General features: G+C 35.8%; 19 protein-coding genes. 18 read left to right on the top strand and 1 reads right to left on the bottom strand.

The genetic code is table 11. The features are described from left to right. Nucleotides 1-2: 2 nt before the first annotated feature. The 17 genes from dnaN to LKACC16343_RS08090 all read left to right on the top strand — a co-directional run bounded on the left by dnaN (nucleotide 3) and on the right by LKACC16343_RS08090 (nucleotide 16965). Nucleotides 3-1139, top strand: a complete 1137-nt coding sequence (gene dnaN, locus LKACC16343_RS08010; protein WP_056955147.1) for a DNA polymerase III subunit beta — start codon at nucleotides 3-5, stop codon at nucleotides 1137-1139. A 240-nt stretch (nucleotides 1140-1379) separates the two neighbouring features. After that, on the top strand, nucleotides 1380-1589 hold the full coding sequence (gene yaaA / locus LKACC16343_RS08015; RefSeq protein ID WP_056955149.1) for a S4 domain-containing protein YaaA: 210 nt from the start codon (nucleotides 1380-1382) through the stop codon (nucleotides 1587-1589). Next, nucleotides 1590-2711 (top strand): DNA replication/repair protein RecF, encoded by a 1122-nt coding sequence (gene recF, locus LKACC16343_RS08020; RefSeq protein WP_056955152.1) that lies wholly within the window; start codon nucleotides 1590-1592, stop codon nucleotides 2709-2711. Beyond that, on the top strand, nucleotides 2711-4660 hold the full coding sequence (gene gyrB, locus LKACC16343_RS08025) for a DNA topoisomerase (ATP-hydrolyzing) subunit B (RefSeq protein WP_056955154.1): 1950 nt from the start codon (nucleotides 2711-2713) through the stop codon (nucleotides 4658-4660). The genes recF and gyrB overlap by 1 nt, the downstream gene beginning before the upstream one ends. 16 nt (nucleotides 4661-4676) lie before the next feature. After that, on the top strand, nucleotides 4677-7181 hold the full coding sequence (gyrA, locus tag LKACC16343_RS08030) for a DNA gyrase subunit A (RefSeq protein WP_056955156.1): 2505 nt from the start codon (nucleotides 4677-4679) through the stop codon (nucleotides 7179-7181). 201 nt (nucleotides 7182-7382) lie between these two features. Beyond that, nucleotides 7383-7679, top strand: a complete 297-nt coding sequence (gene rpsF / locus LKACC16343_RS08035; RefSeq protein ID WP_025085412.1) for a 30S ribosomal protein S6 — start codon at nucleotides 7383-7385, stop codon at nucleotides 7677-7679. A gap of 37 nt (nucleotides 7680-7716) precedes the next feature. Beyond that, entirely contained in the window at nucleotides 7717-8277 is a 561-nt protein-coding gene (gene ssb, locus LKACC16343_RS08040; protein WP_056955158.1) for a single-stranded DNA-binding protein, read from the top strand. A gap of 20 nt (nucleotides 8278-8297) precedes the next feature. Next, the gene (gene rpsR, locus LKACC16343_RS08045) at nucleotides 8298-8534 is read left to right on the top strand and encodes a 30S ribosomal protein S18 (RefSeq protein ID WP_025085410.1); all 237 of its coding nucleotides are present in this window, start codon (nucleotides 8298-8300) and stop codon (nucleotides 8532-8534) included. A 325-nt stretch (nucleotides 8535-8859) separates the two neighbouring features. Continuing rightward, on the top strand, nucleotides 8860-9063 hold the full coding sequence (locus LKACC16343_RS08050; protein WP_056955210.1) for a helix-turn-helix transcriptional regulator: 204 nt from the start codon (nucleotides 8860-8862) through the stop codon (nucleotides 9061-9063). Beyond that, complete coding sequence (locus LKACC16343_RS08055) at nucleotides 9050-9589, top strand: DUF3278 domain-containing protein (RefSeq protein ID WP_056955160.1); 540 nt, start codon at nucleotides 9050-9052, stop codon at nucleotides 9587-9589. Before LKACC16343_RS08050 ends, LKACC16343_RS08055 begins: the two co-directional genes overlap by 14 nt. Nucleotides 9590-9627: 38 nt before the next feature. Continuing rightward, nucleotides 9628-10164 carry a DUF3278 domain-containing protein gene (locus tag LKACC16343_RS08060; RefSeq protein ID WP_056955162.1) on the top strand — a complete coding sequence of 179 codons (537 nt, stop codon included), beginning with the start codon at nucleotides 9628-9630 and terminating at the stop codon, nucleotides 10162-10164. A gap of 132 nt (nucleotides 10165-10296) precedes the next feature. Beyond that, on the top strand, nucleotides 10297-12297 hold the full coding sequence (locus tag LKACC16343_RS08065) for a DHH family phosphoesterase (RefSeq protein WP_056955163.1): 2001 nt from the start codon (nucleotides 10297-10299) through the stop codon (nucleotides 12295-12297). A gap of 11 nt (nucleotides 12298-12308) precedes the next feature. Next, nucleotides 12309-12764 carry a 50S ribosomal protein L9 gene (rplI, locus tag LKACC16343_RS08070; RefSeq protein WP_056955165.1) on the top strand — a complete coding sequence of 152 codons (456 nt, stop codon included), beginning with the start codon at nucleotides 12309-12311 and terminating at the stop codon, nucleotides 12762-12764. Nucleotides 12765-12771: 7 nt separating this feature from the next. Further along, nucleotides 12772-14148, top strand: a complete 1377-nt coding sequence (dnaB, locus tag LKACC16343_RS08075; protein ID WP_056955167.1) for a replicative DNA helicase — start codon at nucleotides 12772-12774, stop codon at nucleotides 14146-14148. 20 nt (nucleotides 14149-14168) lie between these two features. Continuing rightward, nucleotides 14169-15455: an adenylosuccinate synthase gene (locus tag LKACC16343_RS08080; protein WP_056955169.1), complete on the top strand. Its 1287-nt coding sequence runs from the start codon at nucleotides 14169-14171 to the stop codon at nucleotides 15453-15455. A 153-nt stretch (nucleotides 15456-15608) separates the two neighbouring features. Next, nucleotides 15609-16457: an NAD(P)H-binding protein gene (locus LKACC16343_RS08085; protein ID WP_056955171.1), complete on the top strand. Its 849-nt coding sequence runs from the start codon at nucleotides 15609-15611 to the stop codon at nucleotides 16455-16457. A gap of 61 nt (nucleotides 16458-16518) precedes the next feature. Beyond that, nucleotides 16519-16965, top strand: a complete 447-nt coding sequence (locus LKACC16343_RS08090; RefSeq protein WP_056955173.1) for an Rrf2 family transcriptional regulator — start codon at nucleotides 16519-16521, stop codon at nucleotides 16963-16965. 115 nt (nucleotides 16966-17080) lie between these two features. Here the strand turns inward: LKACC16343_RS08090 and LKACC16343_RS08095 are convergent, their stop codons facing one another. Continuing rightward, nucleotides 17081-18010 carry a hypothetical protein gene (locus tag LKACC16343_RS08095; RefSeq protein WP_087721282.1) on the bottom strand — a complete coding sequence of 310 codons (930 nt, stop codon included), beginning with the start codon at nucleotides 18008-18010 and terminating at the stop codon, nucleotides 17081-17083. 72 nt (nucleotides 18011-18082) lie between these two features. Between LKACC16343_RS08095 and LKACC16343_RS08100 the strand changes: the two genes are divergently transcribed. After that, nucleotides 18083-19378: a hypothetical protein gene (locus LKACC16343_RS08100; RefSeq protein WP_056955177.1), complete on the top strand. Its 1296-nt coding sequence runs from the start codon at nucleotides 18083-18085 to the stop codon at nucleotides 19376-19378. Nucleotides 19379-19380: the final 2 nt, after the last annotated feature.

Genomic DNA, 19380 nt, shown 5'->3' on the forward strand with positions numbered 1-19380 from the left:
CTATGAAATTTTCTATTGACCGATCAAAATTCATCAACCAAACAAGTAACGTTCAAAGAGCAATTTCAACAAAGACAACTATTCCAATTTTGACTGGAATGAAATTAGATCTTTCTGAAAGTGGTTTGACTATTACCGGAAGTAATTCAGATATTTCAATTACTTCATTCATTTCTAAAGAAAATTCTGAAAATGATTTAAAAATTGAAAATACTGGCTCAATTGTTTTACCAGCTAGATTTTTCAATGAAATCATTAAGAAACTTCCTGGTGACAACTTTGAACTTGAAGTTTTGGAAAATAATCAAACTTTAATTAAATCAGGTGTTTCTGAATTTACTATCAACGGATTAGATGCCGTTAATTATCCACACCTTCCAGAAGTAGAAACTGACAATCAGTTAGTTCTACCAACAGATGTCTTTAAAGAAGTTGTTAATCAAACTGTTATTGCTGTTTCGACTCAAGAAAGCCGTCCAGTTCTAACTGGTGTTAATTTCCTAATCAGTAATGAAGGATTAACAGCAGTTGCTACAGATAGTCATCGTCTTTCTCAAAGAAGAATCAACATTACTAGTGATGAAGACTACAATTTGATCATTCCTGGTAAGAGTTTGACTGAATTAGTTAGAACTATCAGTGACAGTGTTAAAGAAATTTCAATGTCAATCTCAGAAAATCAAGTTTTGTTCAGTTTTGACAACATCATGTTCTACTCAAGACTATTGGATGGTAGATATCCTGAAACTGATCGTTTGATTCCTGAAGAATCAAGTACTAAGTTGACATTCGACTCTTCAAAACTATTAGCCTCAGTTGAACGTGCATCTTTGCTTTCACACGAAAGTAGAAATAACGTTATTAAATTGGAAATCAAGGCTGTGGATAAAAAAGCTACTCTTTATGGTAATTCTCCAGAAGTTGGTACTGTGGAGGAAGTCTTGGATTTTGACAACCTTGAAGGGGAAGATTTAGAGATTTCATTCAACCCTGATTATTTGAAAGATGCTTTGAGATCATTTGGTAGCAATACTACAATCGAAATGAGTTTCACATCTCCATTGCATCCATTTACACTAAGACCTGTTGAAGATCGTGATAATTTCGTACAACTTATCACTCCAGTTCGTACATTTTAATGTGAAATTAGCCAAATAGGCTGAACTTTTCGGTTCGGCCTATTTTTTTTTGCATTATATATTTAAACGCCGTAGTTTTGCGTAAGAACTTTTTTTGAACAATTTTAGTGGGTGGATACTCATTATCGGAAAAATTGCTCAAAACGGCTGATATTTCGTTCTGAGTTGTTTTTTATTGTGAAAACAACTATAATATTAGTATGTCATTAATGGATAAATCTAATAAATAGGGTGTTAACTATGTCTGAAAAAATTAAGCTTGAAACTGAATTTATTACTTTAGGTCAACTTTTAAAAGATGAAGGTGTCATCGGGACTGGTGGCCAAGCCAAATGGTTTTTGAAAGAAAATTCAGTCTTACTTAATGGCAGTCCTGAGGATCGTCGCGGTAAGAAGTTACGTTCTGGCGATGTAATAGTTGTCGGTGATCAAACTTTTGAAATTGAATAAATGTTTGTTAAAGAACTAAAACTTCAAAATTACCGTAACTATGAATCCTTGCAGGTCGAATTTTCACCAAACATTAATGTGTTTTTAGGTGAGAATGCCCAAGGCAAGACCAATTTATTAGAGGCTATGTACTTTTTAGCTTTAACAAGAAGCCATCGAACATCAAATGACAAGGATTTAATTAAGTGGGGCAGTGATTTTGCTCGAATTTCTGGAACCGTGATAAAAGATAATTCTAGTCGCTTGAAGTTAGATTTGGTGATTAGTAAATCTGGTAAAAAGGCTAAATTGAATAATTTAGAGCAACGTAAGTTGTCAACGTACATTGGTAATTTGAATGTAGTTCTTTTTTCACCGGAAGATCTTTCAATCGTTAAAGGTAATCCAGGAATCAGGCGGAAATTCATTGATATGGAATTTGGTCAAATGTCGACGCAGTATTTGAAGACAATGAGTCAATTCCGTTCGGTTTTAAAACAACGTAATGCGTATTTGAAGAAACTTCAGCATCATCAAGCAAAGGATTTGATCTATTTGGATGTTTTATCCGATCAATTTGCGGCTTATTGTGCTGAAGTAGTTTTTTCACGCTTACAATTTTTGCAAAAGCTTCAAGGCTATATTGAAAAGATTCATGCAAACATAACTGAAGATCATGAAAAATTAGAAATTACTTACAGCACATTTTTCAATACTGATGGTAAAACTCTTGAAAATATTTATGATATTTTCAAAGATACTTTCAAAAAGAATTATCAACGTGAAATTCAACGTGGTGTGACCTTAGCTGGACCGCATCGTGATGATATCAAGTTTTTAGTTAATGGAAAAAATGCTCAAGATTTTGGTTCGCAAGGTCAACAGCGTTCGGTTGCACTAAGTTTGAAATTAGCTGAAGTTGAATTGATGAAAGATCAAGTTGGTGATTATCCGATTCTTTTATTAGATGACGTGTTATCGGAACTTGATCACAAACGCCAAACCCATTTACTGTCGTCGATCAAACAAGGAATTCAAACGTTTATCACGACAACATCAATAGATGATGTGGATCCTGATTTGGTGAAGAATCCGAATATCTTAAATATTAATAATGGCAAAGTTCAACAGGAGGAGATTTAATGGCTGAAGACAGAAAAGCTGAGCTAGAAAAAAGAGAAGAACAAGTCGAAGAATATGATGCTAGTCAAATTCAAGTTCTTGAAGGACTAGAGGCTGTTCGTAAACGTCCCGGTATGTATATTGGCTCTACTAGTAAGCAAGGTTTACACCACCTTGTTTGGGAAATTATTGATAATGGTATTGATGAAGCTTTAGCTGGCTTCGCAACAAAGATTGAAGTTACTGTTGAACCTGATAACTCCATTACTGTTACTGATGATGGACGTGGTATTCCAGTTGATATTCAAAAGAAAACTGGTAAACCAGCTCTTGAAACGGTTTATACAATTTTGCATGCCGGAGGAAAATTCGGCGGTGGCGGATACAAGGTATCTGGTGGACTTCACGGTGTTGGTGCCTCAGTTGTTAACGCCTTGAGTAGTGAGCTAGATGTTGAAGTTGTTCGTGGTGGAAAACGCTACGGTATCGACTTTAAACGTGGCAAGGTCAATAATGCCATGCACATTATTGGTGATGCTAAAGAATTTGAACATGGTACGAGAGTTCACTTTGTGCCAGATCCTGATATCTTTACAGAAACAACAATTTACGATGATAAAGTTTTAACGACTAGAATTCGTGAACTAGCTTTCTTAAATAAAGGACTCAAACTTACATTTACAGATAAAAGAGCTGATACAGCTGAAAAATTAGTATTCCATTATGAAGGCGGAATTAGAAGTTACGTTGAATTTATGGATAAGGATAAAGAAGTTCTCTTTGATGAACCAATTTATCTTGAAGGTGTTCAAGACGGTATTACAGTTGAAGTTTCATTGCAATATACTGATGAATATCACACTAATTTGATGACTTTCGCTAATAACATTCATACCTATGAAGGTGGAACTCACGAAGTTGGATTCAAGACAGCTTTGACACGTGTTATTAACGATTACGCTCACAAAAATAAAATGTTAAAAGATACTGAAAAATTATCTGGTGAAGATGTTCGTGAAGGAATGACTGCGGTTGTTTCAATCAAGCATCCGGATCCACAATTTGAAGGTCAAACTAAGACTAAGCTTGGAAATAGTGATGCCAGAACAATCACTGATCGTTTATTTAGTGAACACTTCTCCAAGTTCTTGATGGAAAACCCTGACGTCGCTAAAAAGATTGTTGAAAAGGGTTCTCTAGCAACAAAGGCACGTCTAGCTGCTAAACGTGCTCGTGAAGTAACTAGAAAGCAAAATGGATTGGAAATCAGTAATTTACCTGGTAAGTTAGCTGATAATGCTAGTAAAGATCCTGCAATTTCTGAATTATTCATTGTCGAGGGTGATTCTGCTGGTGGTTCCGCAAAAACTGGTCGTTCACGTTTAACACAAGCCATTCTACCTATTAGAGGTAAGATCTTGAACGTTGAAAAAGCTTCAATGGACAAGATTTTGGCTAATGAAGAAATTAGAACATTGTTCACAGCTATGGGTACAGGTTTTGGAGAAGATTTCGATATTTCTAAAGCAAGATATCATAAGATCATTATCATGACCGATGCCGATGTCGATGGTGCTCATATCAGAACTTTGCTTTTGACATTACTTTACAGATATATGCGTCCGGTTGTTGATGCAGGATATGTTTATATTGCCAAGCCACCTTTGTATCAAGTACGCCAAGGTAAGATGATGCAGTACTTTGATACTGATAAAGAAAAAGATGATTTCGTTGAACAATTACCACCAAAGCCAGAACCAAAGATTCAACGTTACAAGGGTCTTGGTGAAATGGATGCTGATCAACTTTGGGAAACAACTATGGACCCTGAGAAGAGAAGATTGGACCGTGTTAACCTCGATGACGCTATCGAAGCTAATGAAATTTTCTCAATGTTGATGGGTGATAAAGTTGAACCTAGAAGAGAATTCATTGAAGAAAATGCACGATATGCTGAAGTAGATTATTAGGGAGGATGGCAATTTAATGGCAGATCATAGAATAGAAAATGTTAACTTGACAGAAGTCATGAAGAATTCCTTCGTTGACTACGCTGCCAGTGTTATCGTGTCACGTGCTTTACCTGACGTGCGTGATGGTCTAAAACCAGTTCATCGCCGTATTCTTTATGGTATGAATGAGTTAGGTGTTACACCTGACAAACCATATAAGAAGAGTGCCCGTTTCGTTGGTGATATTATGGGTAAATATCATCCTCATGGGGATTCGGCTATTTATGAATCAATGGTTAGAATGGCGCAGGATTTTAGTTATCGTTATCCATTAGTTGATGGACACGGAAACTTTGGATCTATTGATGGTGATCCACCTGCTGCTATGCGTTATACCGAGGCAAGAATGAGTAAGATGGCAGTTGAAATGTTGCGTGATATCAACAAAGATACTGTTGACCTTGTTCCTAACTACGATGGTGAAGAAAAAGAACCAATGGTATTGCCAGCCCGATTCCCTAACCTTTTGGTTAATGGTGCAACTGGTATCGCTGTTGGTATGACAACTAATATTCCATCACATAACTTAAAAGAAGTTATTGACGCACTCCATATTTTGATGAGAAATAAGGATGCTACTGTCGCTGATTTGATGAAAGTTATTCCTGGACCTGATTTCCCAACAGGTGGAATTATCATGGGTCGTTCTGGTATCAGAAAAGCCTATGAAAATGGTAAAGGAACAATTATTCTACGTGCTAAAGTTGATGTAGTTACTAAAAAGAGTGGCGCAGAACAGATTATTGTTACTGAACTTCCTTATATGGTTAATAAAGCTCGTCTTGTTGAAAGAATTGCTGAATTAGCTCGTGAAAAGAAGCTAGAAGGAATTACTGATTTAAACGATGAGTCAGACCGTGAAGGTATGCGTATTGTTATTGATATTCGTCGTGATATGAGTGCTTCCGTAGTACTTAATAATCTTTACAAATTAACACAACTTCAAATTTCATATGGTATCAACATGGTTGCTATCGTGGGTAAAACTCCTAGAGTCTTCTCATTGAAGGGCATCTTAGTTGAATACTTGAAGCATCAAGAAATTGTTATCAGACGTAGAACTGAATTTGAATTGAAACGTGCTAAAGCTCGTGCTCACATTCTTGAAGGATTGAGAATTGCTTTGGATCATATTGATGAAATCATCAGTATCATCCGTGGTTCACAAACTTCAGCGATTGCTAAGCAAACGTTAATGGATAAGTACAAGTTATCTGACAAACAATCACAAGCTATCTTGGATATGCGTTTGGTTCGTTTGACAGGTTTGGAACGTGACAAAGTTGAATCAGAGTATCAAGATTTGTTAGTTAAGATTGCTGACTTTGAAGATATTTTGGCTAAACCAGAACGTGTTGATAAAATTATTTATGACGAATTGTTGGAAATTCAAGAAAAATTCGGTGACGATAGAAGAACTGAAATTCGTGCTAGCGAAGTTGCTAATATCGAAGATGAAGATCTAATCGAAGAAGAAAATATTCTAGTTGTATTGACACACAATGGCTATATCAAACGTTTGTCTGCGGATGAATTCCGTGTTCAAAATCGTGGTGGCCGTGGAGTTCAAGGTATGGGAATTCATGATGATGATTTCATTGAACAAATGATTTATACATCAACACATGACCGTCTCTTGTTCTTTACTAATGCCGGTAAAGTTTATCGAATCAAGGGTTATGAAGTTCCCGAATATGGCCGTACGGCTAAGGGAATTCCAGTAATTAACCTATTGAATATCGAAAAGGGTGAAAAGATTCAAACTGTTATCAATGTTGACCGTGATGTTGATGTCGATAATTCATATTTGTTCTTCGTAACTAAATATGGGACAGTTAAGCGTACTCCAGTAACTGATTTCGCTAATATCAGACATTCTGGTTTACGTGCAATCACTCTTAGGGATGAAGATGAATTGACTAATGTCTTCTTAACAGATGGTGATAAGGTCATTATCATCGGAACTCATAAAGGTTATGCCGTAACATTTAAAGAAAGCGATGTTCGTCCAATGGGAAGAACTGCTGCTGGTGTTCGTGGTATTAAACTTCGTGAGGAAGATTATGTTGTCGGCTCTTCAATTGCTGAAGAAGGACAAGAAATTCTAACTATTTCCGAAAAAGGTTATGGTAAGAGAACTTCCGTCAGTGAATATCCTATTAAGGGACGTGGCGGTAAAGGTATCAAGACCGCCAACGTTACTGAAAAGAATGGTCCAATCGCTGGATTGACAGTAGTTGACGGTGATGAAGATATCATGTTGATTACTGACAAAGGTGTTATGATTCGCTTTGGCGTTCATAGTGTCTCACAAACTGGACGTGCAACTTTAGGTGTTAGATTAATCAAGGTTGATGACGATTCAATCGTTTCAACTATGGCTAAGATTGCTGATGACTCAGATGAAGAAGACGATGATTCATCTTCTGATAATGAGACACCAACTAATGATGAAACATCTGAAACAGATAATAATTAAAACTCAATCGTTTCTGCGTAATTTAGATATGTATCCTAATCGGGATGCGTGTCAGGCAGAAACGATTTTTTTATTAGAAATTTTTCTAGTAATTGGTAGGGATTTATGATAAACTCATAACTTGTGAGTATAAAATTGCAGTTAATTTATGCTCCTTGTTCTTTAATTAGAACCATTAGACCATAAGGAGGTGTACAGTCCATGGCTGAAGCACATTACGAAATTACATATATCATTAAACCTGATATTGAAGAAGACGCAAAGAAAACATTAATCGATCGTTACGATAAGATTATTGCTGACAACGGCTCAAAAGTAATCGACTCAAAAGACTGGGAAAAGAAACGTTTAGCATATGAAATTGCTAACTACAAAGAAGGTATCTATCATATTATTAATGTAGATGCTGAAAATGATGAAGCAATTAACGAATTCGACCGTCTTTCAAAGATCGACGATAACATTCTTCGTCACATGATCGTTAGACGTGAAGACTAGTTTTGTTTCACGTGAAACATTTTAAGGAGGCAGATAAATGATTAATCGAGTAGTTCTAGTTGGACGCCTGACACGTGATCCTGAATTAAGATACACTGCCAATGGGGCAGCGGTTGCCAGTTTTACAGTTGCTGTAAACAGACAATTTACTAATTCTCAAGGTGAACGTGAAGCCGATTTTATTAATTGTGTTATTTGGAGAAAAGCTGCCGAGAATTTTGCTAATTTCACTAACAAAGGTTCTCTTGTTGGAATTGATGGACGTCTTCAAACACGTAACTATGAAAACCAACAAGGTCAAAGAGTTTATGTAACAGAAGTTGTCGTTGATAATTTCTCATTACTTGAATCTCGTTCAGAATCTGAAAAGAGAAACTCTGGCAATGGTTCTTCTAACAATGCTAATCCAAATCAAGCACCTAGCTATAATCAACCAAGTCAATCAAATCAGTCTCCATATGGAAACAATAATAACCAAAGTAACAACAATAGTAATAACAACAATAATCAATCTAACAATTCAAACAATAATATGAGCGATCCGTTTGCTGACAATAGTAAACCAATCGACATATCAGATGACGATTTACCATTTTAATATAGAAGGGAGCAATTATAATGGCCCAACAAAGAAGAGGCGGACGTAGAAGACGTAAAGTTGACTTCATCGCTGCTAACCATATCGAATACATCGATTACAAAGATACAGACTTACTTAAGAGATTTATCTCAGAACGTGGTAAGATTTTGCCAAGACGTGTTACAGGTACAAGTGCTAAGAACCAACGTAAACTTACTGTAGCTATCAAGAGAGCAAGAATCATGGCTCTATTACCATTCGTTGCTGAAGACTAATTCTTCACAATTAATTAAAGATCACATTCAGGTGGTCTTTTTTTTATGCTCTCTTAGCGACTATGTCGCTAAGAGAATATTATGCATATATTCGAAAGAATACATACGTTCATACAGTACCTCTATTAAAAGAAGTTATTAAATGGATATATGGGGTAAAGATGATAAAGAGAATTAGGCCTAAAGAGGGGCCTAATTCTCTTTATTTTTTATGAATAAAATGATAGCGGTTACTAAAAACGTCATATATAGTTGACATAAAGATTAATGTGCTTTATATTAAAAGTGTCAAATATATATGACTTTTAGGAAAATGGGTGAATCAATGAATCGGGTTCGTGAATATCGACGTGCTAAAAAATTATCGCAAATGGCCTTAGCGGAAGAAATTGGAGTTGCGCGTCAAACGATTAATTTAATTGAGAATGGTAAATATAATCCATCTTTAGATTTGTGCTTAAAATTGGCTTGGGTTTTGGATACTGATTTGAATACATTGTTTTGGAGGGATGAAGATGAAAAAAGTTAATGACCGAGTATTAAGATGGTTCTTTGGAATATCAGGTGTAATAGATGAACAAGTGAAATCAGAAATTGGCAAGCTTTCCGTAGAAGCATTGATAGCAGTGTTCATTTTTGAAGTACTTTTCAATATTGGGATTGGTACTTACATATATTTCGGTACAATAAAAGATCTTGAATCATTCTTCTTATTCATAATGACATTACATTTATTTTTAGTAATAGGTATTATCACATTCTTTACCAGTTTTAGATTGCAGCGCAGAGGAGTTCTTAATCAAGAGGTCACAACTAAGGCAGGGAAAAGAAATGCAATCAAATCGATTCTTAATAAATACCTGACAAAGCTGCCAATGATGTTTCTTCTTATCTGGTTGTTAGTAACATCCCTTGATTTTAATGGTCAAAACTTTATGGATACTTTATTGAGTTGGTCATCTATCCGTCAGGCTTTGCAACCATCAATAGTCTTAACGATTATCTTTATAATTATTGATATATCTAAGATTAGATTGCTAAAAGATGAAAGTTAAACTATACCTAAGTTTCTACAAGCTCAGAGGGGGAAGATATGAATAAGTTCGATAGATTCGTAATTAAATGGTTTTTAGGTTCAACAACAGTGATTGATGAAAGAACTAAAAATGAATTAGGAATGGCCGCAATACGTGCAGCGTTTGCTTTCTTTGTATTTGAAATGTTGTTTGCTTTAGGGTCGACTATTTATTTAATAAATGCAGATGTGAAAAATTATGAAAATACGTTATATGTAACTATGCTTATCCAAATAATTATGACCTTCGCTATTCTCATTGGATTCATTTCTATCCCACTAGCAAAGAAAAAATTGGGTAATAAAGAAATCAGTCCTGGTAAGAAAAAGAAAACAATGAAGACCATCAAGAATTATTGGATCAAAATGGCACCAATGGAGTTTTTGATTTATTGGTTAGTAAGTGTAGCGTTAAATACAAATAGGAATAGTTTTTTTAATAATTTGTTTGATCCACGTCGAATTACAGACGCATTGATATTCACTGTGATTTTTAGTATATTTATGTATCTCAAAGAACGAAGAAGTATTCATGTCGTTAAAGATGACAAATAATTGAAAAACACCGGCATTTCCTTATTTATCTAAGGAGTGTGGGTGTTTTTGTCCACAAGATGGGTGTTATATATGAAGAAAGAAAAGGTCGGCTGTGATAAAATTAAGGGGTATATCTAAGAGGGGACTAATATGAAAAAGCTAAAATCTAATCTGAAATTCTTCCTTTCGCGAGTTGACCATTCAACTCAACTTACGGCAGTCTCTTTGATCGTGATGTTGCTATCGATTTTGGTGGTTGGATTGTTCCACGGTTCTATTAGTGGCTACATTCAAGCTATCTTGGTCATCATCTCATTAGTATTGTTTGTTTACTTGTTCTTATTACTAGGCGAGAAAGCTGGTAAGTACACAAATAACTTGCAGTATCGAATTGATCGGGGAACGGATAACAGTTTCGTTGAGTATCCACTAGGAATACTTTTGTATGATACTGATAAACAGATTCAATGGGTTAATCCCTACTTTGTAGAGAAGACGGGCTTTAATCCGTCAAATAGTATGAGTGTTAAAGATATATCAGCGGAATTGTCGAAATTGATCGATGAAGATAATCATGCCGATAGTAAGACAATTCAAATTGACGATAAGTACTTCTTAGTACAAGTCCAAAGTGAATTGAAAGTAATATATTTGTTTGAAATCACACATTATTCTAAAATTGAAAAACGTTATGAGGATAATCGTTCAGTAATCGGTCAAGTTTACTTGGATAATTATGCAGAAATAACGCAATCGATGAGTGATCGAGATGTATCTAATTTGGATAATTACATTACTAATGAATTATCTAATTGGGCATCTAAGGAACAAATGTTTTTGAAGCGAATTGATGACGATCATTTCTTCATCATGGCCTATACAGGACGTATCTTTGATATGGAGAAAAATGGCTTTAAGATTCTCGATACTATTCGTGAGTTTACATCTCAACAGAACGTTCCACTTACTTTAAGTATGGGCTTCTCTTACGGTGTAGATGATTTGCACAAACTTAACGATGAAGCACAAAAGAATCTTAACTTGGCGCTTGGCCGAGGTGGAGATCAGGTCGTAGTTAAGGAAATCGGTGAGAAAGCTCGTTTCTATGGTGGAAATACCGATCCAATGGAGAAGAGAACTCGTGTCCGTGCCAGAATGATCAGCGAAGCCTTACAGGAGTTATTGAAAGACAGCGACCAAGTTATTGTTATGGGGCATTCACACCCTGATATGGATGTTTTGGGGTCTTCATTGGGTATTAGAAGAATTGCTATGATGAACAATACACCATGTAAAGTTGTTATTAATCCAAATACTTTGCATTCTGATGTTAGTCGTCTTTTAGGAATGATCGATAAAGATCCTGAAATCAAGAAGGATATTATTACACCAGATGAATCAATTGCTATTAGAACGTCGAAGACTTTGATCGTAATGGTGGATCATTCTAAACAAAGTATTTCTATCAATCCTGATTTGTATAAAGGTGAGAATGAAAAGATCGTTGTCATTGATCACCACAGAAGAAGTGAAGAGTTCCCTGAGAATCCAATGTTGATTTACATTGAACCTTACGCTTCTTCAACCAGTGAATTAATTACTGAGATGCTTGAGTATCAACCAAAGAATAAGAAGGCAATCGAAAAAATCGAAGCAACGGCCTTGTTAGCTGGAATTACCGTTGATACGAAGTCATTCTCACTTAGAACTGGTACTAGAACATTTGATGCGGCCAGTTACTTACGTTCAGTTGGTGCTGACGAGACAGTTATTCAAAATGTTCTAAAAGAAAATATTGATTCATTTATTCAGAGAAATCATCTAATCGAAACGGTAACAATGGTTAATGGGAACATGGCGGTTTGTTTTGGCGAAGAGGATAAGCCTTACGATCCAGTTATTGTTGCCCAGGCAGCTGATACATTGTTATCATTAGATAATGTTGAGGCTTCATTTGTAATTAGCAAACGTCCAGATGGTCGGGTTGGTATCTCAGCTCGTAGTTTGGGTAATGTCAATGTACAAGTCATTATGGAAAAACTCGGCGGTGGTGGACACTTGTCTGATGCCGCAACTCAGATTCCGGATTCAACAGTAGATGATGTTAAACGTCAATTGATTGATGTTTTGACAGGTTCCGACAAGAAATAAGGAGGGTCATTATGAAAGTTATTTTCCTAAAGGATGTTAGAGGTAAAGGTAAGAAGGGTGAAGTAAAGAACGTTGCTACAGGCTACGCCCAAAACTTTTTGATTAAAAATAATGAAGCTATCGAAGCTACTAAGGCTAACGTAGCTAAATTGAAGGCTGAACAAAATCGTGAAGCCAAAGATTACGAAGCTGAAAAAGCTGAAGCTAAAGTTCTTAAAGGTGAAATCGAAAACGACAAAACTGTTGTTGAAGTTCTTGCTAAATCAGGTGCCGATGGTCGACTATTTGGTTCAGTAACAACTAAGAAGATTGCTGACGAACTTAACAAACAATATGATATTAAAGTTGATAAACACAAGATGGAACTAACTGATGGTATCAAGTCACTCGGATATATTAATGTACCTGTTAAATTATTCGAAGGTGTCGAAGCCACAATTAGAGTTCATGTTGCTGAAAAGAAGTAGGATATAAATGAATAATGATATAACTTCAAGAATACCGCCCAATGATAAGGATGCTGAGCAAGCCGTATTAGGAGCGGTTTTTCTGAGCCAAGATGCTTTGATTGAAGCTATGGAATACGTTGAGGCAGATGATTTCTATCAACATGCCAATCAATTAGTATTTCAAGCCATGATGAATTTAAATGATGAAGAAGAACCAGTCGATGTTGTGACGGTTCAAAATGAACTAGATCGTCAAAATCAAATTGAGGACATTGGTGGGGTGAGCTACTTAGCTGAATTAGCTAATGCAGTTCCTACTGCTGCCAATACGGCTTATTACGCCAAGATCGTTAAGAACAAGTCCGTCTTGAGACGTTTGATCAATGCAGCGACTAATATCGTTTCCCGTAGTTTTGAGGGGGATGAAGATGTTGACAGTATCATCGATCAGTCTGAAAAAGACATCATGGATGTTTCTGAGAATAGAAATCATAAGGGATTCAGAAGAATTTCAGATGTTGTAAAGTCTTCTTTCGAAGAAATTGACAAGTTATATGATCAAGATAGTGATGTTACAGGACTTTCAACAGGCTATAAAGATCTTGATGCGATGACGACTGGTCTACATAAAGATGAATTGATCATCTTAGCTGCTCGTCCGGGTGTTGGTAAAACAGCTTTTGCTTTGAACCTAGCTCAAAACGCAGCGACTAAATCGAATGCTACTGTAGCCATCTTTTCTTTGGAAATGGGTGCTGAACAGTTAGTTAACCGTATGCTCTGTTCTGAAGGTAGTATTGATGCTAATTCACTAAGAACTGGTAAATTGGATGAGAATCAATGGAACAGTTTGGTTGTGGCCATGGGAAGTCTTTCTCGGACTAATGTCTATATTGATGACACTCCTGGTGTTAAGATGGCCGAAATTAGATCTAAATGTCGTCGTTTGTTAAAAGAAAGCGGCAAATTGGATCTTGTGATCGTCGATTATTTGCAATTGATCGAAGGTACTGGTCAAGAAAATAGACAACAAGAAGTTTCTGTTATTTCTCGTGGTATGAAAAAATTAGCAAAAGAACTTCATGTACCAATAATCGCGTTATCACAGCTTTCCCGTGGTGTGGAAGCGCGTCAAGATAAAAGACCAATGTTGTCAGATATCCGTGAATCTGGTTCAATTGAACAGGATGCTGATATCGTTGCCTTTCTTTATCGTGATGATTATTATCGTGATGAAGATGGGGATGACAATGATAATCAAGAGGATCCTGAGGATCAAGATGTAGGTGAAGTTGAAGTAATTGTCAGCAAGAACCGTTCAGGTCCTCGAGGAACCGCTAAGCTGTTGTTTGTAAAGTCTTATAATAAGTTTTCATCAATAGCGAATATTCCAGAAAATTAAATAGTGTAGGTGTAGAAGAAATGACGACAGTTGTTGTAGTAGGTACCCAATGGGGCGACGAAGGTAAAGGTAAGATTACTGATTATTTTAGTGGCGAAGCTAACATTATTGCACGTTACCAAGGTGGAGATAATGCTGGACATACCTTGAATATCGATAATCACGTTTACAAGTTAAGATCTGTCCCATCAGGAATTTTGTATCCAGATAAGACTAGTGTTATTGGAAACGGTGTTGTTTTGAATCTTGAATCACTACAAGAAGAGTTAGGTCGTCTTCATGATCAAGGTGTAGATACAACTAATTTAAAGATTTCTAACCGTGCACAGTTGATTCTTCCTTATCATATTGAATTAGATAAGTTACAAGAAAAAGCTAAAGGTGATTCTAAAGTTGGTACAACTAACCGTGGAATCGGACCTGCTTATACTGATAAAGCTTCACGTGTTGGTATTAGAATGGCTGATATTCTTGATAAAGACTTGTTTAAGGAATTATTGACAGAAAATCTTAAGCAAAAGAATGAACTATTCACAAAAATTTATGGTGTTGAACCAATGAATTTTGACGATATTTTTGAAAAATATTATCAAATTGGTCAACAACTTAAAAATCGTGTTATTGATACATCTGCCTATTTAAATAAAGAATTAAAGAACGGTCAAAATGTTCTATTCGAAGGTGCACAAGGAATCATGCTTGATATTGATCATGGTACTTACCCTTATGTAACTTCATCAAACCCAGCTGGTGGTGTAACTACTGGTGCCGGTATCGGTGCTCCTTTGATCGATAATGTTATCGGTGTAGTTAAAGCTTACACATCCCGTGTTGGTGCTGGTCCATTCCCAACAGAACAATTGAATGAAGAAGGCGACTTCCTACGTGAAGCTGGTCATGAATATGGAACAGTTACACATCGTCCAAGACGTATCGGTTGGTTAGACTTAGTTGTTCTAAAACATTCATGTAATGTATCAGGTGTAACTCATTTGTCATTGAACTGTTTGGATGTTTTAACAGGACTTAAAGAAATTAAGATTTGTACAGGTTATGATTTGAATGGCAAGATCATTGATGAATATCCTGCTAACTTGAACGTCCTAGCTAAGTGCAAACCAGTTTACAAGACATTCCCAGGCTGGACAGAGGACATGACTCAAGCTAAGAGCTTGAAGGAATTACCTCAAGCAGCATTGGATTATCTTGACTTTATCAAAGACCAATTAGGTGTTGAATATGCCACCGTTTCAGTTGGTCCTGATAGAGAACAAACAATTGAAGTAAATGATGTTTGGAAAGACTAAAAATATATAAACTAACTAAATTCAACGTAAAAACACTGAGGTGAAAGCCTTAGTGTTTTTTTTGAGCTTATTTTTTGCAATCATCTTAAAAGGTGTTATTATAAATATAACAAGTTAATGATAAAGTAACAAATATGAAAGAAGGATATATTTATGACAACATACGGAGTAACTGGATCAACAGGACATTTTGGACAAAACGCAATCAAGGAGTTGGCAAAATTAGTGCCAGCAGGCAATATCATCGCCTTAGCTAGAAATACTCAAAAGGCAGAACAAATTGTTCCTGAAGGTGTAGAAGTTCGCTCAGGCGACTATACAGATGAAAAACAATTGGAAGAATCATTGAAGGAAATCGATCGTCTACTATTTATTTCATCACAACCAGGTGGACCAGTGGCAAGATTGACTCAACATGAAAATATCGTAAAAGCAGCTAAGAATGCTGGTGTGGGTTACGTTGCTTATACTAGTTTCCCACACGCTGACGTTTCAGAAGCACCACTTGCTAGTGATCATAAAGCTACAGAGAAATTGATTTTGGAAGCCGGAATTGATCATTCATTCTTACGTAACAATTGGTATTTGGAGAATGAAGCAGCAACTATTAAGGCAGCTGTTAGTGGTCAACCATTTGTTTACGCAGCTGGGGATGGTAAAACTGGTTGGGCTTTAGAATCTGAATATTCTGAAGCTGCCGCTAAAGTTTTAGCTTCAAGTACTACAAAGGATGTTTATGAATTTGCTGGAACTAGTCGGACATATCAAGATTTAGCAGATGCTATCAAGGGTGATTTCGATGTAAAGTCCTTAAGTATTTCTGATTTCCAAAAGGCATTACAAGATTCAGGGATGGATGAAGGAACAGCTGAAGTTGTAACTTCAATTCAAGATTTGATTCGTCAGGGTAATTTGGATGAAAATAGTGATGATTTACCAGAAGTTCTAGGTCGAGAATTGACACCTTTGGCAAAAGCATTGGAAATAGTTAGTCAAAAATAATTGTCATCTCTTCTTGAAATGTCATACTATACTAATGAGTATTTACTAGGAGGAGAATATTATGAAATTTTCAAGTAAGTTAAGTGATGGTGTTCATATCCTAGCCTATGTGGACATTTTACAAGATGGTGATTTATCTAGTAATGCTATTGCCAGTAGTATTGAATCTAATCCCAGCCTGGTTAGAAGAATGATGTCACGTTTAAAGAAAGCTGGCTTGTTGATGAGTCAGCCAGGGAAGGTAGCACCAAAGCTGGGCCGTCCAGCTACGGAAATTAGTCTACTAGACGTTTATCGAGCTATTGAAGATAATCAAAAACTATTACACATTGATGAAAAAACTAATCCTCAGTGTATTGTTGGCGGGAATATTCAAGAGACCTTAACTGGAATCTATGATCGTATACAAGCTGATGCTGAAGAGAGTATGTCACAAATAAGTTTGCAACAGATTATCGACGGGATTTTAGAAAATAATGAAAAAAAGAAACTGTCTAATTCAAACTAAATAATCATTATAAAATATAGATAATAAATAACGGCAACCATTTAGAATGAACGTATGTAATTACGTTTCTAAATGGTTGCCGTTTTTGATTAGTCTGAAATATTTTTCATGAAAACTATTTGTTCTGTGTATCAGTTGAGATGATGCCTTTCTGAAAATTGATGAAGCGACTGCTGTTACGACTGTAAGTTAACGTATAATAATAGGTGTTATCTTTGCTTAACTGTTTTAAGTAAACACGGGTGTATCGAGGTATATCAGAAATTTGATAACCGACGATAGCAAAATTGCTAACTCGAGAATTGGCATTACGAGCTAGCTTGAATAGTCCAGCATTGCTCTTATCAGGATTCAAGCCTAAGTTGATAGAAATCTGATTGAAGTTACCAGGATCATTAGCGTTAGTGGCCGTAAGATTGGAATTGATAATGGCTGTTTTGAGACGTTGTGTGAAACTTTTGGCCTGATCAACACCAGCTTTGCCCATATCAATGTCTTCAAGAAGATATTGTGGTGGATATTTATTAGATTGGGTATTTAGATATTTGGCAGAGGTAATTGAATCGCCTTTGTGATAAATTCGATAACGATAACTAACAATGGTTTTAGTATCATCGTAACGATTACAACTGATGGTTACATATTTTCCATGGGTATCTTTACCAAAATTCAGAATAGTCATATTAGTTATATAGCGATGAGGTTTCTTATTGATTCTTTTTAGCAAAGCTTTTTCTTGATCATTGGACAAAAACGATAACTCATCTGTACTATGATAGTCATCATTGATAGTACTGAGAATATTTAGAGCTTGTTGTTTATTCTTAGTCATATCGCCGTCATTTAAAGATATAGCCTTAGGAGCGATATCCTCATCAATATTTTTAGGATTAACGATCAATGAAAATGGGATGGTGATCTGTGCGATGCCATCGACTGTCTTGTCTTTGATTTTTCCAAGGTTGAGGGCATAACTTACGACAATCATTACTATCAACACTAGAATAATTATCCATTTAATATATTTTTTGTTTAATTTTTTCAAAATATACACCCTTTATTTGCATGATAATTTACTATAATAATAACAAGATGAACTAGATATTTGGGGAAAATGATGAAAGATAAGAAAGATTTAAAAAGTAAGACGAAATCAGAACATTATTTATTAGTGAGTGCTGGGATTGTCGGTGCGATTACGGCTGCCATCTTTTTCATTATGCTTTCACGTGGAGTAGTCAATGCGGTAGTAACTTCCAAGATATCTAGCCAATATCAGGATAAGGAATTGGAAGTATTAAAAACTAACTTGGATTATTCTACATTAAACTTTATTGGCAGGGTGATTAAGGTTAGTGATGGGCATGTGATTACACCTAGCAATATTAAAAAGTATCAACAACTTGAAGATTATATTCAAGCTAGAAAGAATCGTACTAAAGATGTGGCTGCACTTTATGATGGTAAAAATGATTATCGTGATGATGTGACTAGTCAAAAAATTAATGATTTAGACGCTGCACTTTTAAAAGAAAAGAATCAGGATGTTTATCAAAAACAGCGTAATAAACTAGATACGATTCAGATCTGGTTTGAGCAAACTGAAGATGCTGATAAGTATCTGGATAAGACTTGGCAGGAATTTAACAATGATAACTCTAGTTTGAGTTTTAAAAAAATCTCAATGGTCAATACGTATTTCAAGTTGATCAAGAATAAGACAATTGAAAATCGTTGGAATGAGGCTGTCAACAAGATGGATCAGTATTTCTCTAACCATCAAGGTGAGAGTTCCCGTGTTGAAGCAGTTAAACAAGAGCTAGAAGCTTTGAGAAGTGCTCCTCTGACAGAGAAGTATACACCAGCTAATGTTGATATCGTTTCTAGTTTGAACTTCTCAAGCGGAGCCTCAGATAGTTTAACGCAAGCAGGAATAACTGGAAAGACGGCTTTGTACTATAACACTAGTACCAATAAGTTAGCTTTGATGACTAAAGTTAATGGTAAGTATGTGGCTGAAAATGGCTATATTAATGTTACAAGTTCACAAGTTGGTTCTGGTAAGTATACGATCAAGAAGCTTATTAGTAGTGGTAACTCGGATGCAATAATTACAGATAATACAAATAGTAATTATGGACAGTATGTAACCAATGCTAGTGACAGTGACTTGGAAGATTTGGGAATAACTAATCCTGATAATACGACGGCTGATTTCAATTCAGCGACACCAGTTTTCTGGTTGAAGAATAATTCTGATTTGAATAAGTCGATTTACTTCACCAATAGTTCTACATTAGGCTTTATTTATGCAGGCAGTTCAAGTTATAACGAAGGTATGCAAATTAGTTCGTCAGACTTGTCTAATTTGATGTCACAAATCTCAACTGGAATAACATTCTATGTTAATTAGGG

The organism is Companilactobacillus bobalius (assembly GCF_002179915.1).
Lineage (GTDB): Bacteria > Bacillota > Bacilli > Lactobacillales > Lactobacillaceae > Companilactobacillus > Companilactobacillus bobalius.